Below are 21,738 nucleotides of genomic sequence, written 5' to 3' on the forward strand. Positions count from 1 at the left end.
CCGCGCTGTATCGCAATTCGTCTCGCCATGCTGAGAGGGTACCTCACGCGAGGAACCGGTTGCTGTCTACTCGAACGCCTCCGGCGGCGGGCACGAGCAGACGAGGTTGCGATCTCCCCACGCCTGGTCGATACGCCTGACCGGCGGCCAGTACTTGTGACGGATCAGCGATCGCACCGGATACACGGCCGTCTCGCGGTCGTACGGGTGGCTCCATTCGCCCTCGACGACGGACTGCGCGGTGTGCGGCGCGTTCCGCAGCGGGTTGTCGTCGGCGGGCCAGACGCCCTCGGCGACCTGCATGGCCTCGCCCTTGATGGAGATCATCGCGTCGATGAAGCGATCGATCTCGGTGAGATCCTCGCTCTCGGTCGGTTCGACCATCAGGGTTCCCGCCACGGGGAAGCTCATCGTGGGCGCGTGGAATCCGTAGTCGATGAGGCGCTTGGCGACGTCGTCGACCGAGACTCCCGTCGACGCCGTGAGCGGGCGGATGTCGATGATGCACTCGTGCGCCACCAGTCCGTTGTCGCCCGAGTACAAGACAGGGAAGTGCTCGGAGAGCCGGGCCGCGACGTAGTTGGCCGACAGAACCGCCGCACCCGTGGCATCCGCGAGGCCCTGCGAGCCCATCATGCGCACGTACGACCAGCTGATGGGCAGGATGCTCGGGCTGCCGTACGGCGCGGCCGAGATCGGCCCGCCGGCGTGCACCACGGTGCCGCCTCCGGCGAGCGGATGCGACGCGTCCTGCGCCTGGGCATGGCCCGGCAGGAAGGGGGCCAGGTGGGCCTTCGCCGCGACGGGGCCGACACCGGGGCCGCCTCCGCCGTGCGGGATGCAGAAGGTCTTGTGCAGGTTGAGGTGCGACACGTCGCCGCCGAAGTCGCCGAAGCGCGCGAAGCCCAGCAGCGCGTTGAGGTTGGCTCCATCGACGTAGACCTGTCCCCCGGCGGCGTGCACCAGTCGGCAGATCTCTGCGACCTCGTGCTCGTACACACCGTGGGTCGACGGGTAGGTGATCATGAGGGCAGCCAGCGACTCGGCGTGCAGCTCGATCTTCGCCCGCAGGTCGTCGACGTCGACATTGCCGTTCTCGTCGCACGCGACGACCACGACCTTCATGCCGGCGAGCACGGCAGACGCTGCGTTCGTGCCGTGGGCGCTCGACGGGATCAGGCAGACCGTGCGGTCGAACGAGCCGTTCGCGTGGTGGTACCCGCGGATCGCGAGAAGTCCGGCGAGCTCACCCTGGCTTCCGGCGTTCGGCTGAAGAGACACGGAGTCGTAGCCCGTGACCTCGGCCAGCCAGGTCTCGAGCTGCGAGATGAGCGTGAGGTAGCCCTCGACGTCCGCCCGCGGAGCGAACGGGTGCAGCGCACCGAACTCGGGCCAGGTCACGGCCTCCATCTCGGTGGCCGCGTTGAGCTTCATCGTGCACGAGCCGAGCGGGATCATGCCCCGGTCGAGCGCGTAGTCGTAGTCGGCGAGACGCTTGAGGTAGCGCATCATGGAAGTCTCGGAGCGGTGCGTGTTGAAGACCTCGTGGGTGAGGTAGTCGCTCGTGCGCAGGATGTGCTCGGGCAGGCTCTCGGCGAGCTGCTCGGCATCGCTGGTGGGCGCCACGTCGAACAGCGAGAGCACCGTGTCGATGTCGGCGACCGTGGTCGTCTCGTCGACCGAGACGCCGATCGTGTCGTCGTCGGCGACGTTCAGCAGGTAGCCGCCCGCGTGGGCCTTGGCTGCGATCTCGGCCGCCCGGCCGGGAACGCGCACCTGGATCGTGTCGAAGAAGTCCTCGTGGACGAGCTCCGCTCCGGCGGCCTCGAGTGCGCTGGCGAGCCGGCGGGCGATCGAGTTGACGTCGAGAGCGATGCTCTGCAGGCCCTCGGGGCCGTGGTAGACCGCGTACATTCCGGCCATCACGGCGAGCAGCACCTGGGCGGTGCAGATGTTCGACGTGGCCTTCTCGCGCCGGATGTGCTGCTCGCGCGCCTGCAGGCTGAGCCGGTAGGCGGGGTGGCCCGAGGCATCCTGGCTCACGCCCACGAGGCGACCCGGAAGCTGACGCTCGAGCCCTGCGCGCACGGCCATGTAGCCTGCGTGCGGGCCGCCGAAGCCCATGGGAACGCCGAATCGCTGGCTCGTGCCGACGGCGACGTCGGCCCCGAGCTCGCCCGGAGAGGTGATGAGCGTGAGGGCGAGCAGGTCGGCGGCGACCACGGCGAGACCGCCGGATGCGTGCACGGCGTCGATCACGTCGCGCGGGTCCCACACACGGCCGGATGCGCCGGGGTACTGGATGAACGCGCCGAATCCGGTGGCGAGGGGGTGGTCGTGCGAGGCCGGGTGATCGACCCTGTCGAGGGTGAGCTCGACGATCTCGATGCCGACCGCGTCGGCGCGCGAGCGCAGCAGCGCCTTCGTCTGCGGCAGCGCGTCGGCGTCGACCAGGAAGACGTTAGAGGTCGACTTCGACGCGCGACGGGCGAGCAGCATGCCCTCGACGACGGCCGTGGCCTCGTCGAGCATGGATGCGTTCGCCGTCGAGAGGCCCGTGAGGTCGGCCACCATGGTCTGGAAGTTGATGAGCGCCTCGAGGCGGCCCTGCGAGATCTCGGGCTGGTAGGGCGTGTAGGCCGTGTACCAGCTGGGGTTCTCGAGCACGTTGCGGCGGATCACGGCGGGCGTGATCGTGTCGTAGTAGCCCAGTCCGATCATCGACCGGTTCACGGTGTTGTGCGAGGCGAGCGCCCGCAGTTCCGCGATGGTCTCGCGCTCGGTGGCGGCGGCCGGAATGGCCTCGGCGCGGTGGGTCTCGCTCAGCTGGATCGAGCCGGGGATGGCGGCGCGCACGAGCGCGTCGACCGAGTCGTAGCCGAGGCGTGCGAGCATAACGGCCTGCGCGCTGTCATCGATGCCGATGTGGCGCGCGGTGAAGGGAAGCGACATCGGTGTGCTACTCCCCCAGCAGTGCGGTGTACTCGTCGAACGACAGCAGCGGCGGCAGCTCGGTGAACTCGATCTTGATGAGCCAGCCTTCGCCCAGCGGGTCGCTGTTGACGAGTTCGGGCGTGTCCTCGACGGCGGAGTTCTTCTCGAGCACCGTTCCGTCGACGGGGGCGAAGAGCTCGCCCACCGACTTGGTCGACTCGATCTCTCCGACGATCGAGCCGCTCGCCAGGGTCGTGCCCACGTCGGGCAGGTCGACGAAGACGACGTCTCCGAGCTTCTCGGCCGCATACGCGGTGATGCCCACGGTGGCGGTGGTGCCGTCGACGAGCACCCATTCGTGCTCGCTCGTGTACTGCAGTTCGCTTTCGGTGGCCATGGGTCAGTCCTTCTTCGCACGGTAGAACGGGAGGGGGGTGACGCGGTAGCTGAGGCGCTTGCCGCGGATGTCGATGCTGAGGGTCGTGTCGGGTGCGGCGAATGCGGCGTCGACGTAGGCAATGGCGATCGGGATGCCGAGGGTCGGCGACAGGGCGCCGCTCGTCACGACGCCGATCACCTCGCTCGAGTCGTCGGAGGCATAGACCTCGTAGTCCGCCCGCGCGGCCCGCTTGCCGTCGGCGACCAGGCCGACCAGCGTGCGCGCATCCGGAGCAGGACCGGCCTCGACGGCCTCGCGACCGACGAAGTCGCCCTTCGTCGCCGTGGCGACGACGCGGCCCAGGCCCGCCTGAACGGGGAAGGTCTCGGTGCCGAGCTCGTGACCGTAGAGCGGCATGCCCGCCTCGAGGCGCAGGGTGTCGCGGCTCGCCAGTCCGGCGGGAACGAGTCCGAGCGGGGCGCCCGCCTCGGTCAGAGCGTTCCAGAGCTCCGCGGCGTGATCCGGGCTCAGGTAGAGCTCGAATCCGTCTTCGCCGGTGTAGCCCGTGCGGGCGATGAGCAGGGGCTGCGTGCGGAACGAGCCCGACAGTGCGCGGTAGTACTTGAGCTCTGAGAGCTTCTCGCCCACGTCTCGTCCGTCGGGATGACCGCCTTCGATGGCGAAACCGTCGGTCGCGATGAGGATCTCGCGAGAGCGCGGACCCTGCACGGCGATGAGGGCGAGCTCGTCGCTCTCGTCGAAGACCTCGCACTCGAAGGGAGCCGTACGGTCTGTCAGCTCTGCGGCCACGACTTCCCTGTTCGAGGCGTTGGCCACGACCATGAACCGGTCGTCTCCCGTGCGGTACACGACGACGTCGTCGATGATGCCGCCCGACCGGTCGAGGAGCAGGCTGTACTTGGCCTGGCCGATCGTGGTGGCAGAGAGCTTGCCCGCCAGTGCGTAGTCGAGGGCGTCGGCAGCCTCGGGGCCGACGATGAAGATCTCGCCCATGTGAGACAGGTCGAAGATGCCGGCGGCGGTGCGCACGGCGTGGTGCTCGGCGAGATCGCTCGAATAGCGCACGGGCATCTGCCAGCCGGCGAAGTCGGTGAAGCTCGCTCCTGCCGCCACGTGGATGGCGTTGAGCGGGGAATGTCTATCGGTCACGAGTTCTCCAGTGCGCAGTGTGTATTGCGAAGCGCGCGTACGAAGCCGCGCGGTCAAGAACTCCCCCTCTGTCATCTGTGCCTGAGAGCTTCGCCGCTGCGCATCGGCAGCGGCTTTCACCGTGGGCGGATCGAACGAACGAGTGTTCGCGATCTCTTTTCAGAGTGGCCTGTTCGATGCGGTACACGTACCTGAGAGATTGGTGGGGAGAATTGCTCCTTCGGTGCCTGCCGGTGTGACCGGCGGGCTCTCCCGCATCGCGTGATGTCGGCCCGATATTCGATTGTGCGGCCAGCCTAGCAACAACCCCGCGAGCACGCGTGCCGCGCGACCGCGTAACCTCGGAAGTGACCGGGCGCACCGCGCAGTCAGAACGGATCCCGTGGACCATCGTTTGAACAGGCTCTTCATCACCGCTGCGAAGGAGTTGCACTTCGCCAGGGCGGCGAAGCTCGAGGGCATTCCGCGTTCGAGCATGATCGCGGCCGTCAAGCAGCTCGAGCAGAATCTCGGCTACCCCCTGTTCGACTACGACGCCGAGACGACCGTGCTGACGCCGGAGGGCGTCGCCTTCGCAGAGAAGGCGGCTGCCGACCTCGCCAAGTCCACGGGCAATTCGACCATCACCGCTCCGCAGGCCGGAGGCAAGGCGAAGGCGTCGAAGGGCAAAGGACGCGCCCCCGCGGTCAAGGGTGCGCCGCGGGTGGGAAAGCGTAGACAGAGCCGCTGAGCCTGTCGAAGCGCTGAGCCTGTCGAAGCGCTACTCCTCCTTCGACGGCCCCTCGGGCTTCTCGAACGGGTCGCGCCGGGTTCGCCGGAGGGTGAGCACGATGACCGTGACGATCAGCGCCAGGCCCCCGATCGAGACAGCGATCGCGACGCCGATGCGGCCGCCGTCGTCGCTCGTGTCGCCGTTAACCGCAGGGTCGGCGGTCGCCGACAAGGTCTGCACGGGCGCCTCCGCCAGCGCCGTCATCGTGGGCTCCGGCGTGGCGACAGGGGCTGAATTCTCGCGCGGCGAGCCGGCCCACTGGTCTCCGCATACGGGCGCCGCCGGCATCCCGGGCAGGGAATTCGCGGTGTCGACCGGCTGGTACTCGAAGGTATAGCTGCCCGAGGTCGGATGCCCGTCGCTCGAGACCACCTGCCACGTCGCGGTGTACGTTCCGGGGTCGCCCAGGGCGACACCGGTGGATGCGACGAGACCGTCGACGACGACGCACCCGTTCTCATGGAACGCGCCCGACGCATCCGTCACCTGGATCGCGAAGGCGCTCGTGTCGCCGCCCAGCGTGAGGAGTTCGTCGCTGTAGGTCAACGTGACGACGGTCGGATCGACAGTCACGACCTCGCCGGCCGCGGGGGTCGACGACTCGAGCGCATCGTGCGCCGAGGCACTGGATGCGCCGGCGAGCACGAGTGCCGCGCCGAGAAGAGCGGTCGCGGCGAGCGCGGAGGGCAGGGCGAGAAGGCGTCGAGTCACCCGCCTCACGATAGCCGACCGCACTCCGCCGTTGCCGTGAGTCAGGCGGCCGCGACCGCACGCTCCGTGGGCACATCGAAGGGTCGCCGCCGATCGCGCACCGTGACGATGCCGATCGCCGTCACCCAGACGAGCCACGGGAAGGTCGCGAAGAGGGCGGTGCCGGCTCCGCCGGCTGCAACGAAGGAGGCGGGGTCTGTGCCACCGAACATGGTCGGCACGGCCGCGAGGTTGAGGATCGCGACGCCGTAGGCGAGCCAGCCGGTCCATCGCGGGAGCGCCTCGGAGCCCAGCGTCACGTACGCGCTGGCGGCCGCGACGAGGGCCGTCAGCACGCATCCGATGGAGCCGAAGAGAATCGTGTGCCCCACGGTGAGGGCTCGAAGCACGGAGTAGTCACCCGTCATGCCCGTGACGTCGAGGGCGGTTCCTGCCTCCATCGCATCGCCGACGAGAGTCACCGCCACGAAGACGAGCCCGGCCCCGTACGCGAGGTCGGCGACCCACTGCAATGCTGGCTCGGAGTGGGTGATGAGTTGCCGGAACCCGGCGAGGAACACGATGAGGGCTGCCATCAGCAGCGTGTCGATGAGGATCGTGAACATCGTTCCGTCACTCGTGCGCGTCATGAAGTCGACAAGGGCAAGCTCGTCATCGAGGCTCGGCCTCGCACCCACCACGAACACCTGCACCGAGAACTCGGTCACGGTGAGGATTGCGACGGCGATCGCGGCTATTCCCGTCCAGAGCCTGACGTCGGGCATGAGCTTTCTGTGTGGATGATGCGTCATGGTGCGGTCTCCCCCGGATGCGCTAGGCGTCGCAGTGCGACAGGTCGGTCTCGGCGAGCGGCTTGCCTTCGGGAATGATGTACGTCACCCAGAGAACGACGTTCTCATCGCCTTCGTTTCGGCCCTCGTGGCGGTATCCCGCCCCTTCGATGATGCTGTCTCCCGTCTCGTAGACGTGCACGCCACTCGGATAGATGTCGGCGTAGTGGGTGAGCGACCCTTCGGCGACCACGGCGACGAGCTGCCCGTAGTGGCAGTGCACGCCCGTGGTCGCACCGGGCTCCAGCGTGATCTCTCTGAAGGTGACCCCGACACCGTCGTCACCCGACACGGAGACCTCGACCGGGGCATCCTGCTCGCCGGCCGCGAGATCGACGGCCTCCACAGGTGCGTGCGTCTCGACGCTGGATTCGGTGGCGGTCGCGAATGGCGTCGCCGATTCGGTCGCGGATGAGGTGTCGGCTGCGCTGGAGCACGCCGACATCGCGAGGGCCGCAGCACAGAGGAGGACGGCGACGCGCACACGGTGGAGTGGGCGGGGTCGAGACGCTTTCATGGTCAGCCTTTCGAGCAGCACTGTCGAGTCGCGCGTAGTGCTACACAGCGTAGTGAGTCGGCGATGGCGAGGCGGGGCAAGGTTGTCGCACAACTTATCGAACATACATTCGAATATCTGCCCCGTGATGCTATGCTTCAGTGGTAGATAGATTGCACTCTATGTGAAAGGTACGCCGTGATCACCGAGCCCGACTCTCGCCTTGTCAGCTCGTTTCGCGCGGCTATCGACGACGTACACGAGGTTTCCCGGCAGATCGCCTCGCTGCAGGCAGAGCGGGCGCGATTGGTCACCGTTGCACGGGCCGCAGGTCAGGCGCTCAACCCGGTCGATCGTTCGGGCGGGGGCCCGCAGTGGTCGGCAGAGGCCGTCGCCAGGCGCGAGTTCGCGACAGAACTCGCCTCCTCAGAGAACCTCAGCGAGCGGGCGGCCTACGCCCTCATAGAGACCAGCGGCGAGCTCGCCGACACATTCGTGCACACGCATCGCGCGCTCTCTTCCGGCGACATCTCTCTCCGCCACGCCGAGATCATCGTGCAATACGGCAGTTGCCTCCCCGACGAGAAGCAGCTCGACTTCGAACTGCGCATGCTCGAGCTCGCCAAGAAGCAGCCCGTGCACATCCTGCGCACGAGAGCCGGTCGAGAAGCCAAAGCCGCCACCATGGAGGACGCGGTCGAGCGTCATCTGCATGCTGCCGAGACCCGCAACACGTTCGTCGACAGCACAGACGACGACGACGGAATGTCGGTCTTCGGAATCCGGCAGCCCGCTGTCGAGAACGAGGCCATCCGAGACCTCGTCCACCGCTTCGCTCTCGCCCTCAAGGCCGCCGGTGATCCCCGCACGATCACGCAGCTTCACGCGGATGTGGCGGCAGATCTGCTCCTGAACGGCCACCTCAGCATGCCGGGCGCGCCGGCACACGCGGTCCGCGCTCACGTCTATGTCACCGTTCCGGCGCTGTCGCTGCTGGGATTCAGCGACGAGAGCGCGGCTCTCGAGGGATACGGTCCCATCGACGCGCTGACAGCGACCCGGTTGACCGTCAATGCCCCCTATTTCTCGCGGGTGTTGACCGATCCCGCCACCGGGGCCGTCATCACCGCCGGCATCACCCGCTACCGACCCGACCCGAGAATGCGCGAACTGGTCGACCTCATCCACGTCACCTGCAGATTCCCGGGATGCACTCGAGTCGCCCGCGACTGCGACGCAGATCACAATGTGCCCTTTCCCCAGGGTGAAACGTCGATCACGAACCTCGTTCCGCAATGCGGGCCCCACCACAAGGTCAAACACAAGACGGCGTGGCAGTTCATCACCCGAGCTGACGGCACCATGATCTCCATATCGCCGTCGGGCCACACGAGGCAGCACGAACCTCCACCCCTGGCGAAGCCCGCGCCCAGACGCATCAGCTTCCCCGACGCACCCGATAATGCCGACCCACCGGCCCGCAATTGGTACCGCGGCACGGTCGAAGAAGGAGTACCCGACTCACCTGTCACCGGTGCCGACGAGCCGCCTTTCTGAGAGGTGGGTGTCAGCCGCGAAGGGGCTGTGCAGGAGGAGTGATGGCCATTGTTGACAACAAGAACACTGATGGGCGCAGGTGCTGCACTATTCGGACTCATGGGAATCCGCTACTACGCCTATCCACTGCCCGATTCGCAAGTCAGGTTCGCTCGCCTCGAGCCTGAAGCCTTCATGTCTCGAGATCCCCTGGCCGACGCGTGGGGCCTGATCGAAGTCGATTCCGAGACTGGTCAACCTATCGATCCTGAACCTCGGCCCCAGCCTGAGATGCTCTACCTCGACAAATGCTGGCGCGAGCTGCAATGGCTGTTTGGCGACGAGGACGGCCCGTTCCGTCGGTCATTCGACCTGGTTCGAGGAGAGGTCACGATGACCCCCTGCGGATGGATTCCATACTTTGGAGTGCTCGATGCCGACGAAGTCAGAGCCGTGGCCCAGAACCTCGCCGAGGTGACCGCGGCCGATGTCGATCACCTGCTCGAAGGGCATGCTGAGCTCTATCGTGGCGACGACGTCGATGGAGAAAGAAGATACATCCTGGAATTCCTCGGTCGCGCCCAGCAGTTCCTGGCCAGCATGACGAAACGCAGGTCGGGTTTGATCTACATGATCGGGTGAGTCATGCACGCACGCCTACGCGGCGCTCACGTCGATCTCGCCGGGCTCTGCGCCCGCCGCACCGAACACGAGCATCCTCGTAGCGATCTTGTCGGTGAAGAACCGGTCGTGGCTCACCACGACGACTGCGCCGGGAAAGTGCACGAGGGCGCGCTCCATGACCTGGGTGCTGGCGAGGTCGAGATGGTTGGTCGGCTCGTCGAGCAGAAGAACGGATGCGCCGGACAACAGGCACTGCGCCATCGCGACGCGGGCGCGTTGCCCTCCCGAGAGCTCGCGGATGCGCTTCTTGAGGTCGGCCTCCGAGAACTGGAACATGGCCAGGAACCGTGCCACCGACTTGCGCGTCGCGGTGAGGGCGAGACTGTCGGGCAGGGCGTTGACCGCGTGCGTGACCGTGTCGTCGAGGTCGAGCTCGTCGAGCATCCGGTTGTACGAGACGACCTTCGCGCCCGACGCCCATTCCACGTGGCCGTGATCCTGCTTCTCGTCGCCGGTGAGCACGCGCAGCAGGGTGCTCTTGCCGCTGCCGTTCGCGCCGAGCACCACGATGCGATTGCCGCGACGGATCTCGAAGCCGAGACCGGCGAACAGCATCTTGTCGCCGTAGGACTTCTCGAGTCCCTCGACGCGGCACAGCACGTCTTTGATGTGCAGGCCGCCGTAGATCTCGGTGATGATCTGGTCGACGGGGCGGGGCGCCCGCGACTTCTTGATTCCCGACAGCTGCTTGTCGAGCTTCTTGCTCGAGGCCTTGGCAGCCTCGCGTCGATCCGCGATGCCCTCCGCCTCGAAGGCCAGCAACTCGTTCTCGTGAACGAACTGGGCCTCGAGCGTCTTCAGGCGGAACTGCTTCTGCACGATGTACTCGCCGAAGTTGCCGGGGTACTCGTGCAGGTGGAAGTTCTCGAGCTCGATGATGCGCGTCACCACGACGTCGAGGAAGGCGCGATCGTGCGAGACGATGATGGCGGCGCCCTTGAAGTCACGGAACCAGGACTCGAGCCACTCGACGCCGGCCACGTCGAGGAAGTTCGTGGGCTCGTCGAGCAGCAGCACATCGGGGTCTTCGAGAAGGATCTTGGCGAGCGCGGCGCGGTTGCGCCATCCACCCGACAGCGCGTCGATCGGGCACGTGCGATGCGGCTCATCGAAGCCGAGCGTGGTGAGCGCCTGGTCGATCTTGCGGGTGTAGTCCCAGCCGTCGAGTCGTTCCATCTCTCCGAAGAGCTCGGACTGGCGCTCGATGAGCGCGTCGAGCGCGGCTCCCCCCGAGGGGTCGGCGGCGATCGATGCGTCGATGGCCGCGAGCTCGTCTTCGACGGCGTGCACCTCGACGAACAGCGCGTCGAGCACCTCGGTGATGGTCTGCTCTCCGTTCAGCTCGGAGAACTGCGAGAAGTAGCCGATCTTGACTCCGGCTTCGACCGTCACCGTTCCCTGATCGGGCTGCACCTGGTCGAGCACGAGCTTGAGCAGCGTGGTCTTGCCCGACCCGTTGCGACCGATGAGCCCCACCCGGTCCTTCGGCTCGAGGCGGAAGAACGCCTCGCGCAGAATCTGCGTGTTCTCGAACTTCACGCTCACGTCGTTCAGGCGGATCAGGCTCATTGGGGGTTCCTCTCGACGGCGATGCGCCTCGGGCGGCCCAGCGACCCTCAAGGTTACCCGCCGTCTCGGATCGAAGTTTTTCGTGGAAACGCGACGCGATTGCCGTACTGTGTCGAAATGGGGACGACTACAGAAGAACCCGTCGGCAGCCGCAGCGAGCTGAAGCGCTCGATCACGGCCAGACAGCTCTATTTCTACGTCGTCGGCGACGTGCTCGGCTCCGGCATCTACGTTCTCGTCGGTCTGGTCGCAGCCGCCGTCGGTGGTGCCTTCTGGATGGCATTCCTCGCGGGTGTCTCCATCGCCCTCATCACCGGGCTCGCCTATGCGGAACTGGTGACCAAGTATCCGCAGGCCGCCGGAGCGTCGCTCTACATCAACAAGGCATTCCGCAGCCCGGTGCTGACGTTCTTCATCACGATCTGCATGTTGTCGGCCAACATGGCGGCGGTCGGATCGCTCGCCGCGGGTTTCGTGCGGTACTTCAGCGGCCTCGTGGGCCTGCCCGAAGACGCCATCTGGGCGAGCACCGGGATCGCATTGGCCTTCGTCGCCCTCATCACCGTGATCAATCTCATCGGCATCACCGAGTCCGTCGTCGCCAACGTCGTGATGACGTTCGTCGAGATCAGCGGGCTCGTCATCGTCGTGATCATCGGCGTCATCGCCCTGGTCGAGGGAGTCAACGACCCGTCGGTGCTCCTGCAGTTCAACACCGAAGGAGGCGCCGGTTCGGCCGTTTTGGCCATTCTTGCCGGAGTCTCGCTGGCCTTCTTCGCCATGACCGGCTTCGAGAACGCGGCGAATGTGGCCGAAGAGACGATCAACCCGTCCCGCGCCTTCCCTCGCGCCCTCGTCGGCGGCATGGCCACCGCGGGCGTCGTCTACGTACTTGTCTCGATCTCCGCGGCCCTGGCCGTTCCGATCAAGGACCTGGCCGACAAGACGCTGCTCGTGGTCATCGAGGCCGATCTCTTCTTCATTCCCGCTTCGATCATGCTGGTCGTCTTCGGCCTCATAGCGATGGTCGCCATCAGCAACACCGCTCTGGTCACGGTCGTCGCCCAGTCACGCATCCTCTTCGGTATGGCTCGAGAGAAGGTCGTGCCCGCCGTCTTCGCGAAGGTGCACCCCACTCGGCGCAGCCCGTACGTGGCCCTGCTCTTCGGCTCCGTTGTGGTGGGCGCCCTGCTCGTCGCCGGTGCCGTCATCAGGTCGAGCCAGGCGGGGATTCCTGCCGAGGAGCAGCTCGACATCGTCGACAGGCTGGCCACGATCACGGTCGTGTTCCTGCTGTTCATCTACGCGCTGGTGATCGTGGCGTGCCTGAAACTGCGCGGCAAGGATGAGACCGACGACACCTATCGGGCGAACACCCCGCTGCTGATCATCGGCATCGTCGGCAACCTCGCGGTGCTGGTCTACACACTCATCGACGACCCGGATGCGCTCTTCTGGGTCGCCGGATTGCTGGCCGTCGGGCTGATTCTCTACCTCGTGCAGAACTTCTTCGGCAAGAAAAAGGCGGTCTGAGCCAATGCATGTCATCGTCACAACCGACGGATCCCAAGCGAGCCTCGTCGGCGCCCGCCAGTTCAAGTGGATCGCCGACAGCAGAACGATCACCGATGTGACCGTTCTCGCCGTCGTGAGTCCCTACGCGGCCGCGCCCTTCGCCAATGAACTGGGCCCACAGCATCCACCCGCCCAGACAGAACTAAGCTTTCAACAGGATGCCGCGACCGCCGTCGACATCGTCGCCGCCGAGTTCGACGGCTGGGGCCCGAGGGTGCACAAGCAGGTGCGAAGCGGTTCCCCCGCGCAGGAGATCATCAGGACCGCCGAGGATCTCGAGGCCGACCTCATCTCGATGGCCGCCGGCAGCCGTGGACTCAGCCGCACCATTCTGCTCGGCAGTACGGCCGCGCGCGTGCAGCACTCCGCTCCGTGCCCGGTTCTGGTGTGCCGCCCGACCCCTCACAGCGAGCGGGCGCTCGCCTGACGCTCAGTCCCAGTCGAGGTAGTCCTCGATGGCCCACGAGGTGGCGCCCACGTTCTCCGAGGGGAACATGTGCCCGCCGCCGTCGATCGACACGATGCTCACGCGGTCGGGAGCGGCCGCCAGCAGTGCCTCGCCGTTCGAGGGCGGGGTCGTCTCGTCGGCAGATCCCTGAATGACCAGTACGGGAAGGCCCTCGGCGAGCGTCAGGTCTCCCGCCTCGACGCCCAGCAGCAGAACGCCGTTCACGCGGTCGTGGAAGTCCAGAGCCACGGCGCGGGCGACGGAGCCGCCGAACCCGTGGCCGCCCAGCCAGGCGTCCTTGACCTCGACGGCATCCATGATGTCGACGACGGCCTGAGCCAGCTCGTGCGCCGAGGCGCTGCCTGCGGCGATGCGCAGAACTCGGAAGTCCTCTTCGACGAGAATGTGGGCGAGCGTGCCGAGGTAGTCGATGGGAAGACCCCTGTCGGCGACCAGCACGACCGTGGGGCCGTTTCCCTCCACGGCGTACGAGATCGCACGCGCGTCGGGCTCGAAGATCTGGGTGTCGGTCATACGGATGTGTCCTTTCGTGCGACGGGGTCAGACGTTGAAGCGGAACTCCACGACGTCGCCGTCCTGCATCGTGTAGTCCTTGCCCTCGATGCGTGCCTTGCCCTTGGCGCGCGCCTCGGCGATCGAGCCGGTCTCCACGAGGTCTTCGAAGCCGATGATCTCGGCCTTGATGAAGCCCTTCTCGAAGTCCGTGTGGATCACGCCGGCGGCCTGAGGAGCCTTGGCGCCCTTCGGGATCGTCCAGGCACGCGTCTCTTTGGGGCCCGCGGTGAGGTAGGTCTGCAGGCCGAGCGTGTCGAAGCCGATGCGGGCGAGCTGGTCGAGCCCGCTCTCCTCCTGACCAGTCGACTCGAGCAGTTCGGCCGCGTCGGCCGGGTCGAGATCGATCAGCTCCGACTCCAGCTTGGCGTCGAGGAAGATGGCGTGCGCGGGGGCGACGAGGGCCGCGAGCTCGTCGAGCTTGGCCTTGTCGTTCAGCACGCCCTCGTCGATGTTGAAGACGTAGATGAAGGGCTTGGCGGTCAGTAGTCCGAGCTCGCGGATCGGCTCGAGGTCGATCGTCGACGCAGACAACGGCTTGCCCGTGTCGAGCCACTCTCGTGCAGCCTTGACGGCCACCAGAGTCGAAGGGTCGGCCTTCTTGCCCTTGACCTCCTTCTCGAAGCGGGCTTCCGCCTTCTCGAGGGTCTGCAGGTCGGCGAGGATCAGCTCGGTGTTGATGGTCTCGAGGTCGCTGGCGGCGTCGACCTTGCCGTCGACGTGCACCACGTCTTCGTCTGTGAATCCGCGCACGACCTGCGCGATCGCATCCGCTTCACGGATGTTCGCGAGGAACTTGTTGCCGAGGCCTTCGCCCTCGCTCGCGCCCTTGACGATGCCGGCGATGTCGACGAACGACACGGGGGCTGGCAGGATGCGCTCGCTTCCGAAGATCTCGGCCAGAGCGGCGAGGCGCGCGTCGGGAAGGTTGACGACACCCACGTTCGGCTCGATCGTGGCGAACGGGTAGTTCGCTGCGAGCACCTGGTTCTTGGTCAGGGCGTTGAACAGGGTGGACTTGCCGACATTGGGCAGACCGACGATTGCAATAGTGAGAGCCACGAGCATCCATCGTACTTGCCCGGCGCGCGGGCTCTCTTCGGAACCGAGGTCGGTGCCCCGTGAGAGCATCGATGCGTGCCCCTGAATTTCACTGCCATCGACTTCGAGACCGCCAACTCCTACCGCGAGTCCGCGTGCTCGGTGGGCCTGGTCAAGGTGCGCGACGGCGTCGTCGTCGACGAGGCCTCGTGGTTCATCAAGCCCGAGATCGGGTTCGACGAGTTTCTGCCCTGGAACACGAAGATCCATGGCATCTACCGCCAAGACGTCGAAGACGCCCGCGGTTGGGAGGAGCAGCTCGATGAACTCGTCGACTTCGTCGGAGACGATCATTTCGTGGCGCACAATGCGGCATTCGACATGGCGGTCATCCGCGCGGCGAGCGCGGCGGCCCGCGTGGAGTGCCCGCCGAACGCCTACGCATGCAGCCTGCAGATCGCCCGCAAGACCTACTCGCTCGACTCGTATCGTCTGCCGGTGGCAGCCATGGCGGCGGGCTTCGAAGACTTTAGGCACCACGACGCGTTGGCGGATGCCGAGGCGTGCGCGGCGATCATCATCCATGCGGCAGATCGTCACGAGGTGAACTCGATCGAGACGCTCGCCGGGGCCGCAGGCGTGAAGATCTCGCAGCTGCGACCGGTGGTCACAGCGGTCGTTATCTGACGCGCGGCCGATCCTTCCGGCGATGTCGGGGGCCGGTGCAAGACTTCCGGCATGGATCCCATACTCGCTCTCGTGCTCGGTCTGCTCATCGGCGTGGCGCTCGGCGGCGCCATGGGCTGGATGCTCCGCGCGAGCAGGATTCCGGCCGTCGACCCGAGGCCGCTGGCCGAGCTGCAGGCGCGATCGGCTGCAGCCGAGGCGACGAACGTCGGACTGCGCGAGCAGCTCGAGCTGCAGCTGGGGCGCATCACCGAATTCCAGCAGCGAATCCGAGAGCTGAGCGAGGCGGAGGCCGAGAGGGTCAGCTCAGACGGGCGTGTCCTGGTCGCCCTCAGCCCGGTCGCCGAGAGCCTGCGGCTGGTTCAGCGCAAGGTGTCGGAGCTCGAGGAGCAACGCCAGAAGCAGCACGGCGAATTGAGCGAGCAGCTGCGCCATGCCACCGAATCCGAAGAGCGCCTGCGCAGCACAGCGGAGTCGCTGGCCTCAGCGCTTCGCTCGAACAGCACCCGGGGCGTCTGGGGAGAGACTCAGCTGCGGCGCGTGGTCGAAGCGGCCGGCCTGATCGAGCGCGTCGACTTCGACGTGCAGACCAGCATCGTCTCGGCGAGCGGCGCGGGCAGGCCCGACATGGTGGTGCACCTGCCCGGCGGCAAGAACATCGCCGTCGACGCGAAGGTTCCGTTCGACGCCTATCTCGAGGCCAGCCTCATTCCGGTGACGGCGACCGGGGCCGACGGCGCAGAACGCGACCGCCTCCTGAAACGCCACGTCAAGGCGGTTCGCGACCACATCACCACGTTGAGCAACAAGAGCTACTGGTCGGGCCTCGAGGCCTCCCCAGAACTCGTCATCGCCTTCATTCCGAGCGAGTCCCTGGTGTCGAGCGCGCTCGAGGCCGATCCGAGCATCATGGAATTCGCCTTCTCCCGCAAGGTCGCCCTCGCCTCTCCCGTGACACTCTGGTCAGTGCTGAAGACCGTGGCCTACAGCTGGCAGCAAGACGTGCTCACGCACGACGCCAAGGTGCTCTTCGATCTGAGCCGGGAGCTGTACACGCGCCTGGCCACGACCGCCACCCACGCCGAGAAGCTCGGTCGTTCGATCGAGCGCAGCGTGCGCGACTACAACTCGTTCGTCGGCTCGCTCGAACGGCAGGTCTTCCCGACAGCGCGCAAGCTCAACGCGCTCGACGAGTCGACCGTGCTCGGGGTGCTCCCCACGATCGAGGAGCAGCCCCGAGAGCTGTCGAGCTTCGAGCTGGTGGCCGAGCTGGAGAGGTCAGAGGCGAGGGCCTAGAACCGTCGAGACTCTAGAACCACTTGTCGGCGATGTGGTCGGCGACGATGCGTCGGATCGTGCCCGAGCGGCTGCGCAGAACCAGGCTCTCCGTGCGGATGATGGGGCCCTTCTTGCGCACCCCGGCGACCAGGCCGCCATCCGTCACACCCGTCGCCACGAACATCGTGTTGTTGCCCTTGACCAGGTCGTCGGCCTCGTAGACGCGGTCCACGTCGAGGCCCGCGTCGATGGCGCGCTGTCGCTCCTCGTCGGTCTTCGGCAGCAGGCGCCCCTGAATGAGGCCGCCGAGCGCCTTGATGGCGCACGCCGTGACGATGCCCTCCGGGCTTCCGCCGACACCGACGCACATGTCTGTTCGCGTCTCGTAGCGGGCCGCGTTGATACCGCCGGCCACGTCGCCGTCGAGAAGCAGACGGGTGCCCGCACCGGCGGCGCGGATCTCCTCGATCAGACCGACGTGCCGCGGCCGGTCGAGCACGGCGACCTTGATGTCGGAGACGTCCTTGCCCTTGGCCTTCGCCAGCGCGCGGATATTGTCGCCGATCGGACGGTCGATGTCGATCACTCCGATGCCCTCGGGTCCGGTGACGATCTTGTCCATGTAGAAGACGCTCGACGCGTCGAGCATCGTGCCCCGGTCGGAGACGGCGATGACGGAGAGAGCGTTCTGGCGCCCCGCGGCCGTGAGGCTGGTTCCGTCGATCGGGTCGACCGCGATATCGCATGCCGGGCCGCGACCGTTGCCGACGTGCTCCCCGTTGAAGAGCATCGGGGCCTCGTCCTTCTCGCCCTCTCCGATCACGACGACGCCGTCGAAGTTCACCGTGGTGAGGAAGGCGCGCATGGCGTCGACGGCCGCGCCGTCGGCGGCGAGCTTGTCACCACGACCGATGAAGGGGTACGCCCGGATGGAGGCGGCCTCGGTCGCGCGCACCAGTTCCATTGCCAGGTTGCGATCGGGGTGCAGGTAGAGGGCGTCGTTTTCGGTATTCGTCATTGCAGACCTCACAGAATTCGGTGCCATGTGACGGCTCCTGTCGCGCGTCATCGCCTGGCTTCTCCAGAGTACCGGTGGGTGTCTCCCCTAGGATGAAGTCGCGTAGACACAAGGAGAAACCATGCCCATCGCAACGCCTGACCAGTACGCCCAGATGCTCGACACCGCGAAAGCGAAGGGGTTCGCGTATCCCGCGTTCAACGTGTCGTCGTCACAGACCCTCAACGCCGTCCTCCAGGGACTGACCGAGGCCGAATCCGACGGCATCATCCAGGTCACGACAGGCGGCGCGGACTACTTCGCCGGCCACACTCGCACCGGAGCTCGCGCCACGGGAGCACTGGCCTTCGCGGCATTCGCCCACGAGGTCGCCAAGAACTACCCGGTGACCGTCGCGCTGCACACCGACCACTGCCCGAAGAACGCGCTCGAGAGCTTCGTGCTTCCCCTGATCGCCGCATCCGAGGCCGAGGTCAAGGCCGGCCGCAACCCGATCTTCCAGTCGCACATGTGGGACGGATCGGCCGTTCCCCTCGCAGAGAACCTCGAGATCGCCCAGGACATCATCGCGCGCACCCGCGCCATCAACGCCATCCTCGAAGTCGAGATCGGCGTCGTCGGCGGCGAGGAGGACGGTGTCAGCCACGACATCAACGAGCACCTCTACACGACGGTCGACGACGCGATCGCCACGGTCGAGGCCCTCGGTCTCGGCGACAAGGGTCGCTACATGGCCGCCCTCACCTTCGGCAACGTGCACGGCGTCTACAAGCCCGGCAACGTGAAGCTCCGTCCGGAACTCCTGAAGGAGATCCAGGACGGCGTGCAGGCCAAGTACGGCACCGGCCCTCTGCCCTTCGACCTCGTCTTCCACGGCGGCTCGGGATCGACGGATGCCGAGATCTCCGAGGCTGTGGCGAACGGCGTCATCAAGATGAACATCGACACCGACACGCAGTACGCGTTCAGCCGTTCGGTGGCCGACACCGTTCTCAAGAACTACGACGGCTTCCTCAAGGTCGACGGAGAGGTCGGAAACAAGAAGGTCTACGACCCTCGCTCGTGGGGCAAGCTGGCCGAGACGGCCATGGCCGCCCGTGTCATCGAGTCGACCCACCAGCTCGGCTCCGCCGGCAACTCGGGAAAGTAGACCCACAGAAGATGGCAGACGACCGGCCCACTCCTCGCTACGGCGAACTCGCGCCCGAGGGGTGGGTCTGGTCCGACGCTCCCCAGCCGGAAGACCCTGAACCGCAGACCGTAGAGGCTTCAGCGCCGAAGCCCTACCGCGTCGTGGACGCGTCGATCTCGGTATTCCTGCTCGTGACCGCGGTGATGTTCAGCTCGTCGAGCGTTCCTTCACTCTTCGGCCTGCGCAGCACGATCGACATGTTCTATGCGGATCGCGGCCTGGGCGAGTACGGCGGCGGATCGGCGGTCGACATCGCGGGGGCCGTGGCGGCGATCGCACAGCTCGTGCTTCTCGCGGCCACGATCTGGCTCACGGTGCGCCTGATCGGTCAGCGTCGCAGGTCGTGGCCCGTGCCGCTGCTGATGGGCGCGCTCGCCCTCATTGTGACCTTCGGATGCCTCGTGCTGGCCCTGGTCGCCGACCCCGGCCTTCTGGCGTCGATCAGTTCGAGCTGATCCGACCGCCGAGGGCCCGGGCGTCGTTCTTGCCGGTCATGTCCTTGCGGAGTTCCTTCGGCAGGGAGAAGATCAGGTCCTCCTCGGCCGTGATGACCGTCTCGATGTCGCCGTATCCGGCTCCGGCCAGCTCGTCGAGCAGATCCTGCACCAGAACCTCGGGCACGGACGCGCCGCTCGTGACGCCGACGGTGTTGACGCCGTCGAGCCACTCCTGCTTGACCTCGTGCGCGTAGTCGACGCGGTAGGCGGCCTTCGCGCCGTACTCGAGCGCGACCTCGACGAGGCGCACGGAGTTGGACGAGTTCGCCGAGCCTACAACGATGACGAGGTCGGCATTCACGGCGACCTTCTTGATGGCCACCTGGCGGTTCTGGGTCGCGTAGCAGATGTCGTCGCTGGGCGGGTCTTGAAGGTTCGGGAACCTCGCGCGCAGGCGGTTCACCGTCTCCATGGTCTCGTCGACCGACAGGGTGGTCTGAGACAGCCAGACGACCTTGTCGGGGTCGCGGACCACGACGGTGTCGGCCTCGTCGGGGCTGCCGACGAGCGTCGTGTGCTCGGGCGCCTCTCCGGCCGTGCCCTCGACCTCTTCATGACCCTCGTGCCCGATGAGCAGGATCTCGAAGTCGTCGCGGGCGAAGCGCACGGCTTCGCGGTGCACCTTGGTGACGAGGGGGCAGGTGGCGTCGATCGCCTGGAGGCCGCGATCGGCGGCTCCTTGCACGACGGCCGGCGAGACACCGTGGGCGCTGAACACCACGTGGGCTCCCGGTGGAACCTCATCGACCTCCTCGACGAAGATCGCTCCGCGCTTCTCGAGGGTCTGCACGACGTGGATGTTGTGCACGATCTGCTTGCGCACGTACACCGGGGCGCCGTAGTGCTCGAGCGCTTTCTCGACCGCGACGACCGCACGGTCCACTCCTGCACAGTAGCCTCGGGGCGCTGCGAGCAGCACCTTCTTCTCCCCGGTAACGGGGGTATCCTTTAGCCTGTTTCGTACGCCGGGAATCCTCGGCATCGGCAGACTTATAGTGGCTTGGCTCACTCCTCCATGGTAACCGTGAAAACCGGGAGGTCGGCCGTCGACAGATCCACGCGCAGGGAGCACCCGCATGACAGACGCCCCGCAGGCCGGCGCGCCGGCGACTCTCGAGAATCCGTGGCCGGTCGCCCTGCTCTCCAGCAAGATCAAGGGCTATATCGACAGGCTCGGCACGGCGTGGGTCGAGGGGCAGATCACGCAGTGGGGCGTGTCGGGCGCGAATGTCTACGGCAAACTGCGCGATGTCACCGACGATGTCACGATCGGCTTCACCATCTGGTCGAGCGTGCGCGGCCGCATTCCCGACGACCTCAAGCAGGGCGACCGGGTCGTGGCCCTCGTCAAGCCGAATTACTGGCTCAAGGGCGGAACGCTCACGATGCAGGTGTTCGAGATGCGGCATGTGGGGCTCGGCGACCTGCTCGAGCGACTCGAACGGCTGCGGCGACAACTCGCATCCGAAGGCCTGTTCGACGCCTCGCGAAAGAAGAGCCTGCCGTTCCTGCCGCATTGCGTGGGGTTGATCACCGGCAAAGACAGCGACGCCGAGAAAGACGTGCTGCGCAACGCGCAGCTCCGGTGGCCATCGGTCGAGTTCCGCGTGGTGCACGCTGCCGTTCAAGGTGATCGCACTCCTCGCGAGATCACGGCGGCCATCCAACAGCTCGACGCCGACCCCGAGGTCGACGTCATCATCATCGCGCGGGGCGGCGGTGACTTCCAGAACCTCCTCGGGTTCAGCGACGAGGGCGTCGTCCGTGCCGCCGCTGCCGCGACGACCCCGATCGTCAGTGCCATCGGCCACGAGGCCGACCGCCCCCTGCTCGACGAGGTGGCCGACCTCCGTGCCTCCACACCCACCGACGCGGCCAAACGCGTCGTGCCCGACGTGGCAGAAGAACTCTCCCGCGTTCTCCAGGCCAGGGCGAGACTGGGCGTGCGCATCAACCATGTGATCAAGAACGAGATCGACAGGCTCGGTCAGCTGCGCAGCAGACCGGTGCTCGCCGACTCCAGCTGGTTGATCGACGTGCGAAGCGAAGAACTCACCCGCTACGTGGCGCGGGGCAGCGAGCTCGCCTCGCGCATCGTCGAACGGGCAGACGACCGCACCCGGCAGCTGGTCGCCCACCTGAGGGCGCTCTCGCCGCAACGCACCCTCGATCGTGGATACGCCATCGTGCAACGCGACGGCGGGTCGATCGTGCGCGGCCGAGACGATGCACCGAGCGGCGCCGGTCTCACGATCACGGTCTCCGACGGAGCGATCGGCGCCACCTCCACGGGCACACGAAGCCCACTCGCCGCCGCCACGGCCTCAACCGCAGAATAAGATTGGAAC

21 protein-coding genes and 1 riboswitch are annotated in these 21,738 nt (G+C 66.6%); of the genes, 10 read left to right on the plus strand and 11 right to left on the minus strand.

What is annotated here, in order from left to right:
* Positions 1–66: 66 nt before the first annotated feature.
* The 3 genes from gcvP to gcvT are packed head-to-tail and all read right to left on the minus strand — an operon-like array spanning position 67 to position 4,483.
* Positions 67–2,952, minus strand: coding sequence for an aminomethyl-transferring glycine dehydrogenase (gcvP, locus tag ASF51_RS12385; protein WP_055929964.1), 2,886 nt, complete (start codon positions 2,950–2,952; stop codon positions 67–69).
* A 7-nt stretch (positions 2,953–2,959) separates the two neighbouring features.
* Positions 2,960–3,331 carry a glycine cleavage system protein GcvH gene (gcvH, locus tag ASF51_RS12390; RefSeq protein WP_055929967.1) on the minus strand — a complete coding sequence of 124 codons (372 nt, stop codon included), beginning with the start codon at positions 3,329–3,331 and terminating at the stop codon, positions 2,960–2,962.
* A gap of 3 nt (positions 3,332–3,334) precedes the next feature.
* Entirely contained in the window at positions 3,335–4,483 is a 1,149-nt protein-coding gene (gene gcvT / locus ASF51_RS12395) for a glycine cleavage system aminomethyltransferase GcvT (protein WP_235497231.1), read from the minus strand.
* A 169-nt stretch (positions 4,484–4,652) separates the two neighbouring features.
* Positions 4,653–4,748: riboswitch (glycine riboswitch) on the minus strand.
* 117 nt (positions 4,749–4,865) lie between these two features.
* On the opposite strand from gcvT, the gene ASF51_RS12400 reads away from it, so the two are divergent.
* Positions 4,866–5,213: a LysR family transcriptional regulator gene (locus ASF51_RS12400; protein ID WP_055929970.1), complete on the plus strand. Its 348-nt coding sequence runs from the start codon at positions 4,866–4,868 to the stop codon at positions 5,211–5,213.
* Positions 5,214–5,243: 30 nt separating this feature from the next.
* Here the strand turns inward: ASF51_RS12400 and ASF51_RS12405 are convergent, their stop codons facing one another.
* The 3 genes from ASF51_RS12405 to ASF51_RS12415 are packed head-to-tail and all read right to left on the minus strand — an operon-like array spanning position 5,244 to position 7,280.
* The gene (locus ASF51_RS12405; protein WP_055929973.1) at positions 5,244–5,966 is read right to left on the minus strand and encodes a copper resistance CopC family protein; all 723 of its coding nucleotides are present in this window, start codon (positions 5,964–5,966) and stop codon (positions 5,244–5,246) included.
* A 41-nt stretch (positions 5,967–6,007) separates the two neighbouring features.
* Positions 6,008–6,730 carry a hypothetical protein gene (locus tag ASF51_RS19345; protein ID WP_055929976.1) on the minus strand — a complete coding sequence of 241 codons (723 nt, stop codon included), beginning with the start codon at positions 6,728–6,730 and terminating at the stop codon, positions 6,008–6,010.
* 49 nt (positions 6,731–6,779) lie between these two features.
* Positions 6,780–7,280 (minus strand): cupin domain-containing protein, encoded by a 501-nt coding sequence (locus tag ASF51_RS12415; protein ID WP_055929979.1) that lies wholly within the window; start codon positions 7,278–7,280, stop codon positions 6,780–6,782.
* A gap of 210 nt (positions 7,281–7,490) precedes the next feature.
* Here ASF51_RS12415 and ASF51_RS12420 point away from each other — a divergent pair, with 210 nt between their 5' ends.
* Together ASF51_RS12420 and ASF51_RS12425 are read left to right on the plus strand one after the other, a co-directional pair.
* Complete coding sequence (locus ASF51_RS12420) at positions 7,491–8,849, plus strand: HNH endonuclease signature motif containing protein (RefSeq protein ID WP_055929982.1); 1,359 nt, start codon at positions 7,491–7,493, stop codon at positions 8,847–8,849.
* Positions 8,850–8,948: 99 nt separating this feature from the next.
* Complete coding sequence (locus ASF51_RS12425; protein WP_162236955.1) at positions 8,949–9,470, plus strand: DUF1877 family protein; 522 nt, start codon at positions 8,949–8,951, stop codon at positions 9,468–9,470.
* A gap of 15 nt (positions 9,471–9,485) precedes the next feature.
* On the opposite strand, the gene ASF51_RS12430 is transcribed toward ASF51_RS12425, so the two are convergent.
* Positions 9,486–11,081: an ABC-F family ATP-binding cassette domain-containing protein gene (locus tag ASF51_RS12430; RefSeq protein ID WP_055929988.1), complete on the minus strand. Its 1,596-nt coding sequence runs from the start codon at positions 11,079–11,081 to the stop codon at positions 9,486–9,488.
* Positions 11,082–11,198: 117 nt separating this feature from the next.
* Here ASF51_RS12430 and ASF51_RS12435 point away from each other — a divergent pair, with 117 nt between their 5' ends.
* Positions 11,199–12,614 (plus strand): APC family permease, encoded by a 1,416-nt coding sequence (locus tag ASF51_RS12435; protein WP_055929991.1) that lies wholly within the window; start codon positions 11,199–11,201, stop codon positions 12,612–12,614.
* A gap of 4 nt (positions 12,615–12,618) precedes the next feature.
* On the plus strand, positions 12,619–13,083 hold the full coding sequence (locus tag ASF51_RS12440; protein WP_055929994.1) for a universal stress protein: 465 nt from the start codon (positions 12,619–12,621) through the stop codon (positions 13,081–13,083).
* Positions 13,084–13,086: 3 nt separating this feature from the next.
* Here ASF51_RS12440 and ASF51_RS12445 read toward each other — a convergent pair whose 3' ends face one another.
* Positions 13,087–13,638, minus strand: a complete 552-nt coding sequence (locus tag ASF51_RS12445; RefSeq protein WP_055929997.1) for an alpha/beta fold hydrolase — start codon at positions 13,636–13,638, stop codon at positions 13,087–13,089.
* Positions 13,639–13,665: 27 nt separating this feature from the next.
* A complete protein-coding gene (ychF, locus tag ASF51_RS12450; RefSeq protein WP_055930859.1) occupies positions 13,666–14,739 on the minus strand; it encodes a redox-regulated ATPase YchF in 1,074 nt (357 codons plus the stop codon).
* Positions 14,740–14,814: 75 nt separating this feature from the next.
* Here ychF and ASF51_RS12455 point away from each other — a divergent pair, with 75 nt between their 5' ends.
* Both ASF51_RS12455 and ASF51_RS12460 read left to right on the plus strand, forming a co-directional pair.
* Complete coding sequence (locus ASF51_RS12455) at positions 14,815–15,405, plus strand: exonuclease domain-containing protein (RefSeq protein WP_055929998.1); 591 nt, start codon at positions 14,815–14,817, stop codon at positions 15,403–15,405.
* Positions 15,406–15,456: 51 nt separating this feature from the next.
* On the plus strand, positions 15,457–16,701 hold the full coding sequence (locus tag ASF51_RS12460) for a DNA recombination protein RmuC (RefSeq protein WP_055930000.1): 1,245 nt from the start codon (positions 15,457–15,459) through the stop codon (positions 16,699–16,701).
* Positions 16,702–16,714: 13 nt separating this feature from the next.
* Here ASF51_RS12460 and glpX read toward each other — a convergent pair whose 3' ends face one another.
* Positions 16,715–17,701, minus strand: coding sequence for a class II fructose-bisphosphatase (glpX, locus tag ASF51_RS12465; RefSeq protein WP_055930003.1), 987 nt, complete (start codon positions 17,699–17,701; stop codon positions 16,715–16,717).
* Between the two features lie 121 nt (positions 17,702–17,822).
* Here glpX and fbaA point away from each other — a divergent pair, with 121 nt between their 5' ends.
* Together fbaA and ASF51_RS12475 are read left to right on the plus strand one after the other, a co-directional pair.
* Entirely contained in the window at positions 17,823–18,851 is a 1,029-nt protein-coding gene (fbaA, locus tag ASF51_RS12470) for a class II fructose-bisphosphate aldolase (RefSeq protein ID WP_055930005.1), read from the plus strand.
* Positions 18,852–18,862: 11 nt separating this feature from the next.
* Positions 18,863–19,348: a DUF6264 family protein gene (locus ASF51_RS12475; protein ID WP_055930008.1), complete on the plus strand. Its 486-nt coding sequence runs from the start codon at positions 18,863–18,865 to the stop codon at positions 19,346–19,348.
* Here ASF51_RS12475 and ASF51_RS12480 read toward each other — a convergent pair.
* Positions 19,335–20,372, minus strand: coding sequence for a 4-hydroxy-3-methylbut-2-enyl diphosphate reductase (locus tag ASF51_RS12480; RefSeq protein ID WP_055930011.1), 1,038 nt, complete (start codon positions 20,370–20,372; stop codon positions 19,335–19,337). The genes ASF51_RS12475 and ASF51_RS12480 overlap by 14 nt on opposite strands.
* A gap of 94 nt (positions 20,373–20,466) precedes the next feature.
* Between ASF51_RS12480 and xseA the strand changes: the two genes are divergently transcribed.
* Positions 20,467–21,729: an exodeoxyribonuclease VII large subunit gene (gene xseA / locus ASF51_RS12485; RefSeq protein WP_055930014.1), complete on the plus strand. Its 1,263-nt coding sequence runs from the start codon at positions 20,467–20,469 to the stop codon at positions 21,727–21,729.
* The last annotated feature ends 9 nt before the right edge of the window (positions 21,730–21,738 follow it).

The sequence above is a fragment of the Agreia sp. Leaf283 genome, from assembly GCF_001422485.1.
GTDB lineage: Bacteria > Actinomycetota > Actinomycetes > Actinomycetales > Microbacteriaceae > Agreia.

Coding starts and splice junctions, on each gene's coding strand:
- gcvP (WP_055929964.1), bottom strand. CDS start 2,952: ATGTCGCTTCCCTTCACCGCGCGCCACATCGGCATCGATGACAGCGCG.
- gcvH (WP_055929967.1), bottom strand. CDS start 3,331: ATGGCCACCGAAAGCGAACTGCAGTACACGAGCGAGCACGAATGGGTG.
- ASF51_RS19345 (WP_055929976.1), bottom strand. CDS start 6,730: ATGCCCGACGTCAGGCTCTGGACGGGAATAGCCGCGATCGCCGTCGCA.
- ASF51_RS12425 (WP_162236955.1), top strand. CDS start 8,949: ATGGGAATCCGCTACTACGCCTATCCACTGCCCGATTCGCAAGTCAGG.
- ASF51_RS12430 (WP_055929988.1), bottom strand. CDS start 11,081: ATGAGCCTGATCCGCCTGAACGACGTGAGCGTGAAGTTCGAGAACACG.
- ASF51_RS12435 (WP_055929991.1), top strand. CDS start 11,199: ATGGGGACGACTACAGAAGAACCCGTCGGCAGCCGCAGCGAGCTGAAG.
- ASF51_RS12440 (WP_055929994.1), top strand. CDS start 12,619: ATGCATGTCATCGTCACAACCGACGGATCCCAAGCGAGCCTCGTCGGC.
- ASF51_RS12445 (WP_055929997.1), bottom strand. CDS start 13,638: ATGACCGACACCCAGATCTTCGAGCCCGACGCGCGTGCGATCTCGTAC.
- ASF51_RS12460 (WP_055930000.1), top strand. CDS start 15,457: ATGGATCCCATACTCGCTCTCGTGCTCGGTCTGCTCATCGGCGTGGCG.
- glpX (WP_055930003.1), bottom strand. CDS start 17,701: ATGACGAATACCGAAAACGACGCCCTCTACCTGCACCCCGATCGCAAC.
- fbaA (WP_055930005.1), top strand. CDS start 17,823: ATGCCCATCGCAACGCCTGACCAGTACGCCCAGATGCTCGACACCGCG.
- ASF51_RS12475 (WP_055930008.1), top strand. CDS start 18,863: ATGGCAGACGACCGGCCCACTCCTCGCTACGGCGAACTCGCGCCCGAG.
- ASF51_RS12480 (WP_055930011.1), bottom strand. CDS start 20,372: ATGCCGAGGATTCCCGGCGTACGAAACAGGCTAAAGGATACCCCCGTT.
- xseA (WP_055930014.1), top strand. CDS start 20,467: ATGACAGACGCCCCGCAGGCCGGCGCGCCGGCGACTCTCGAGAATCCG.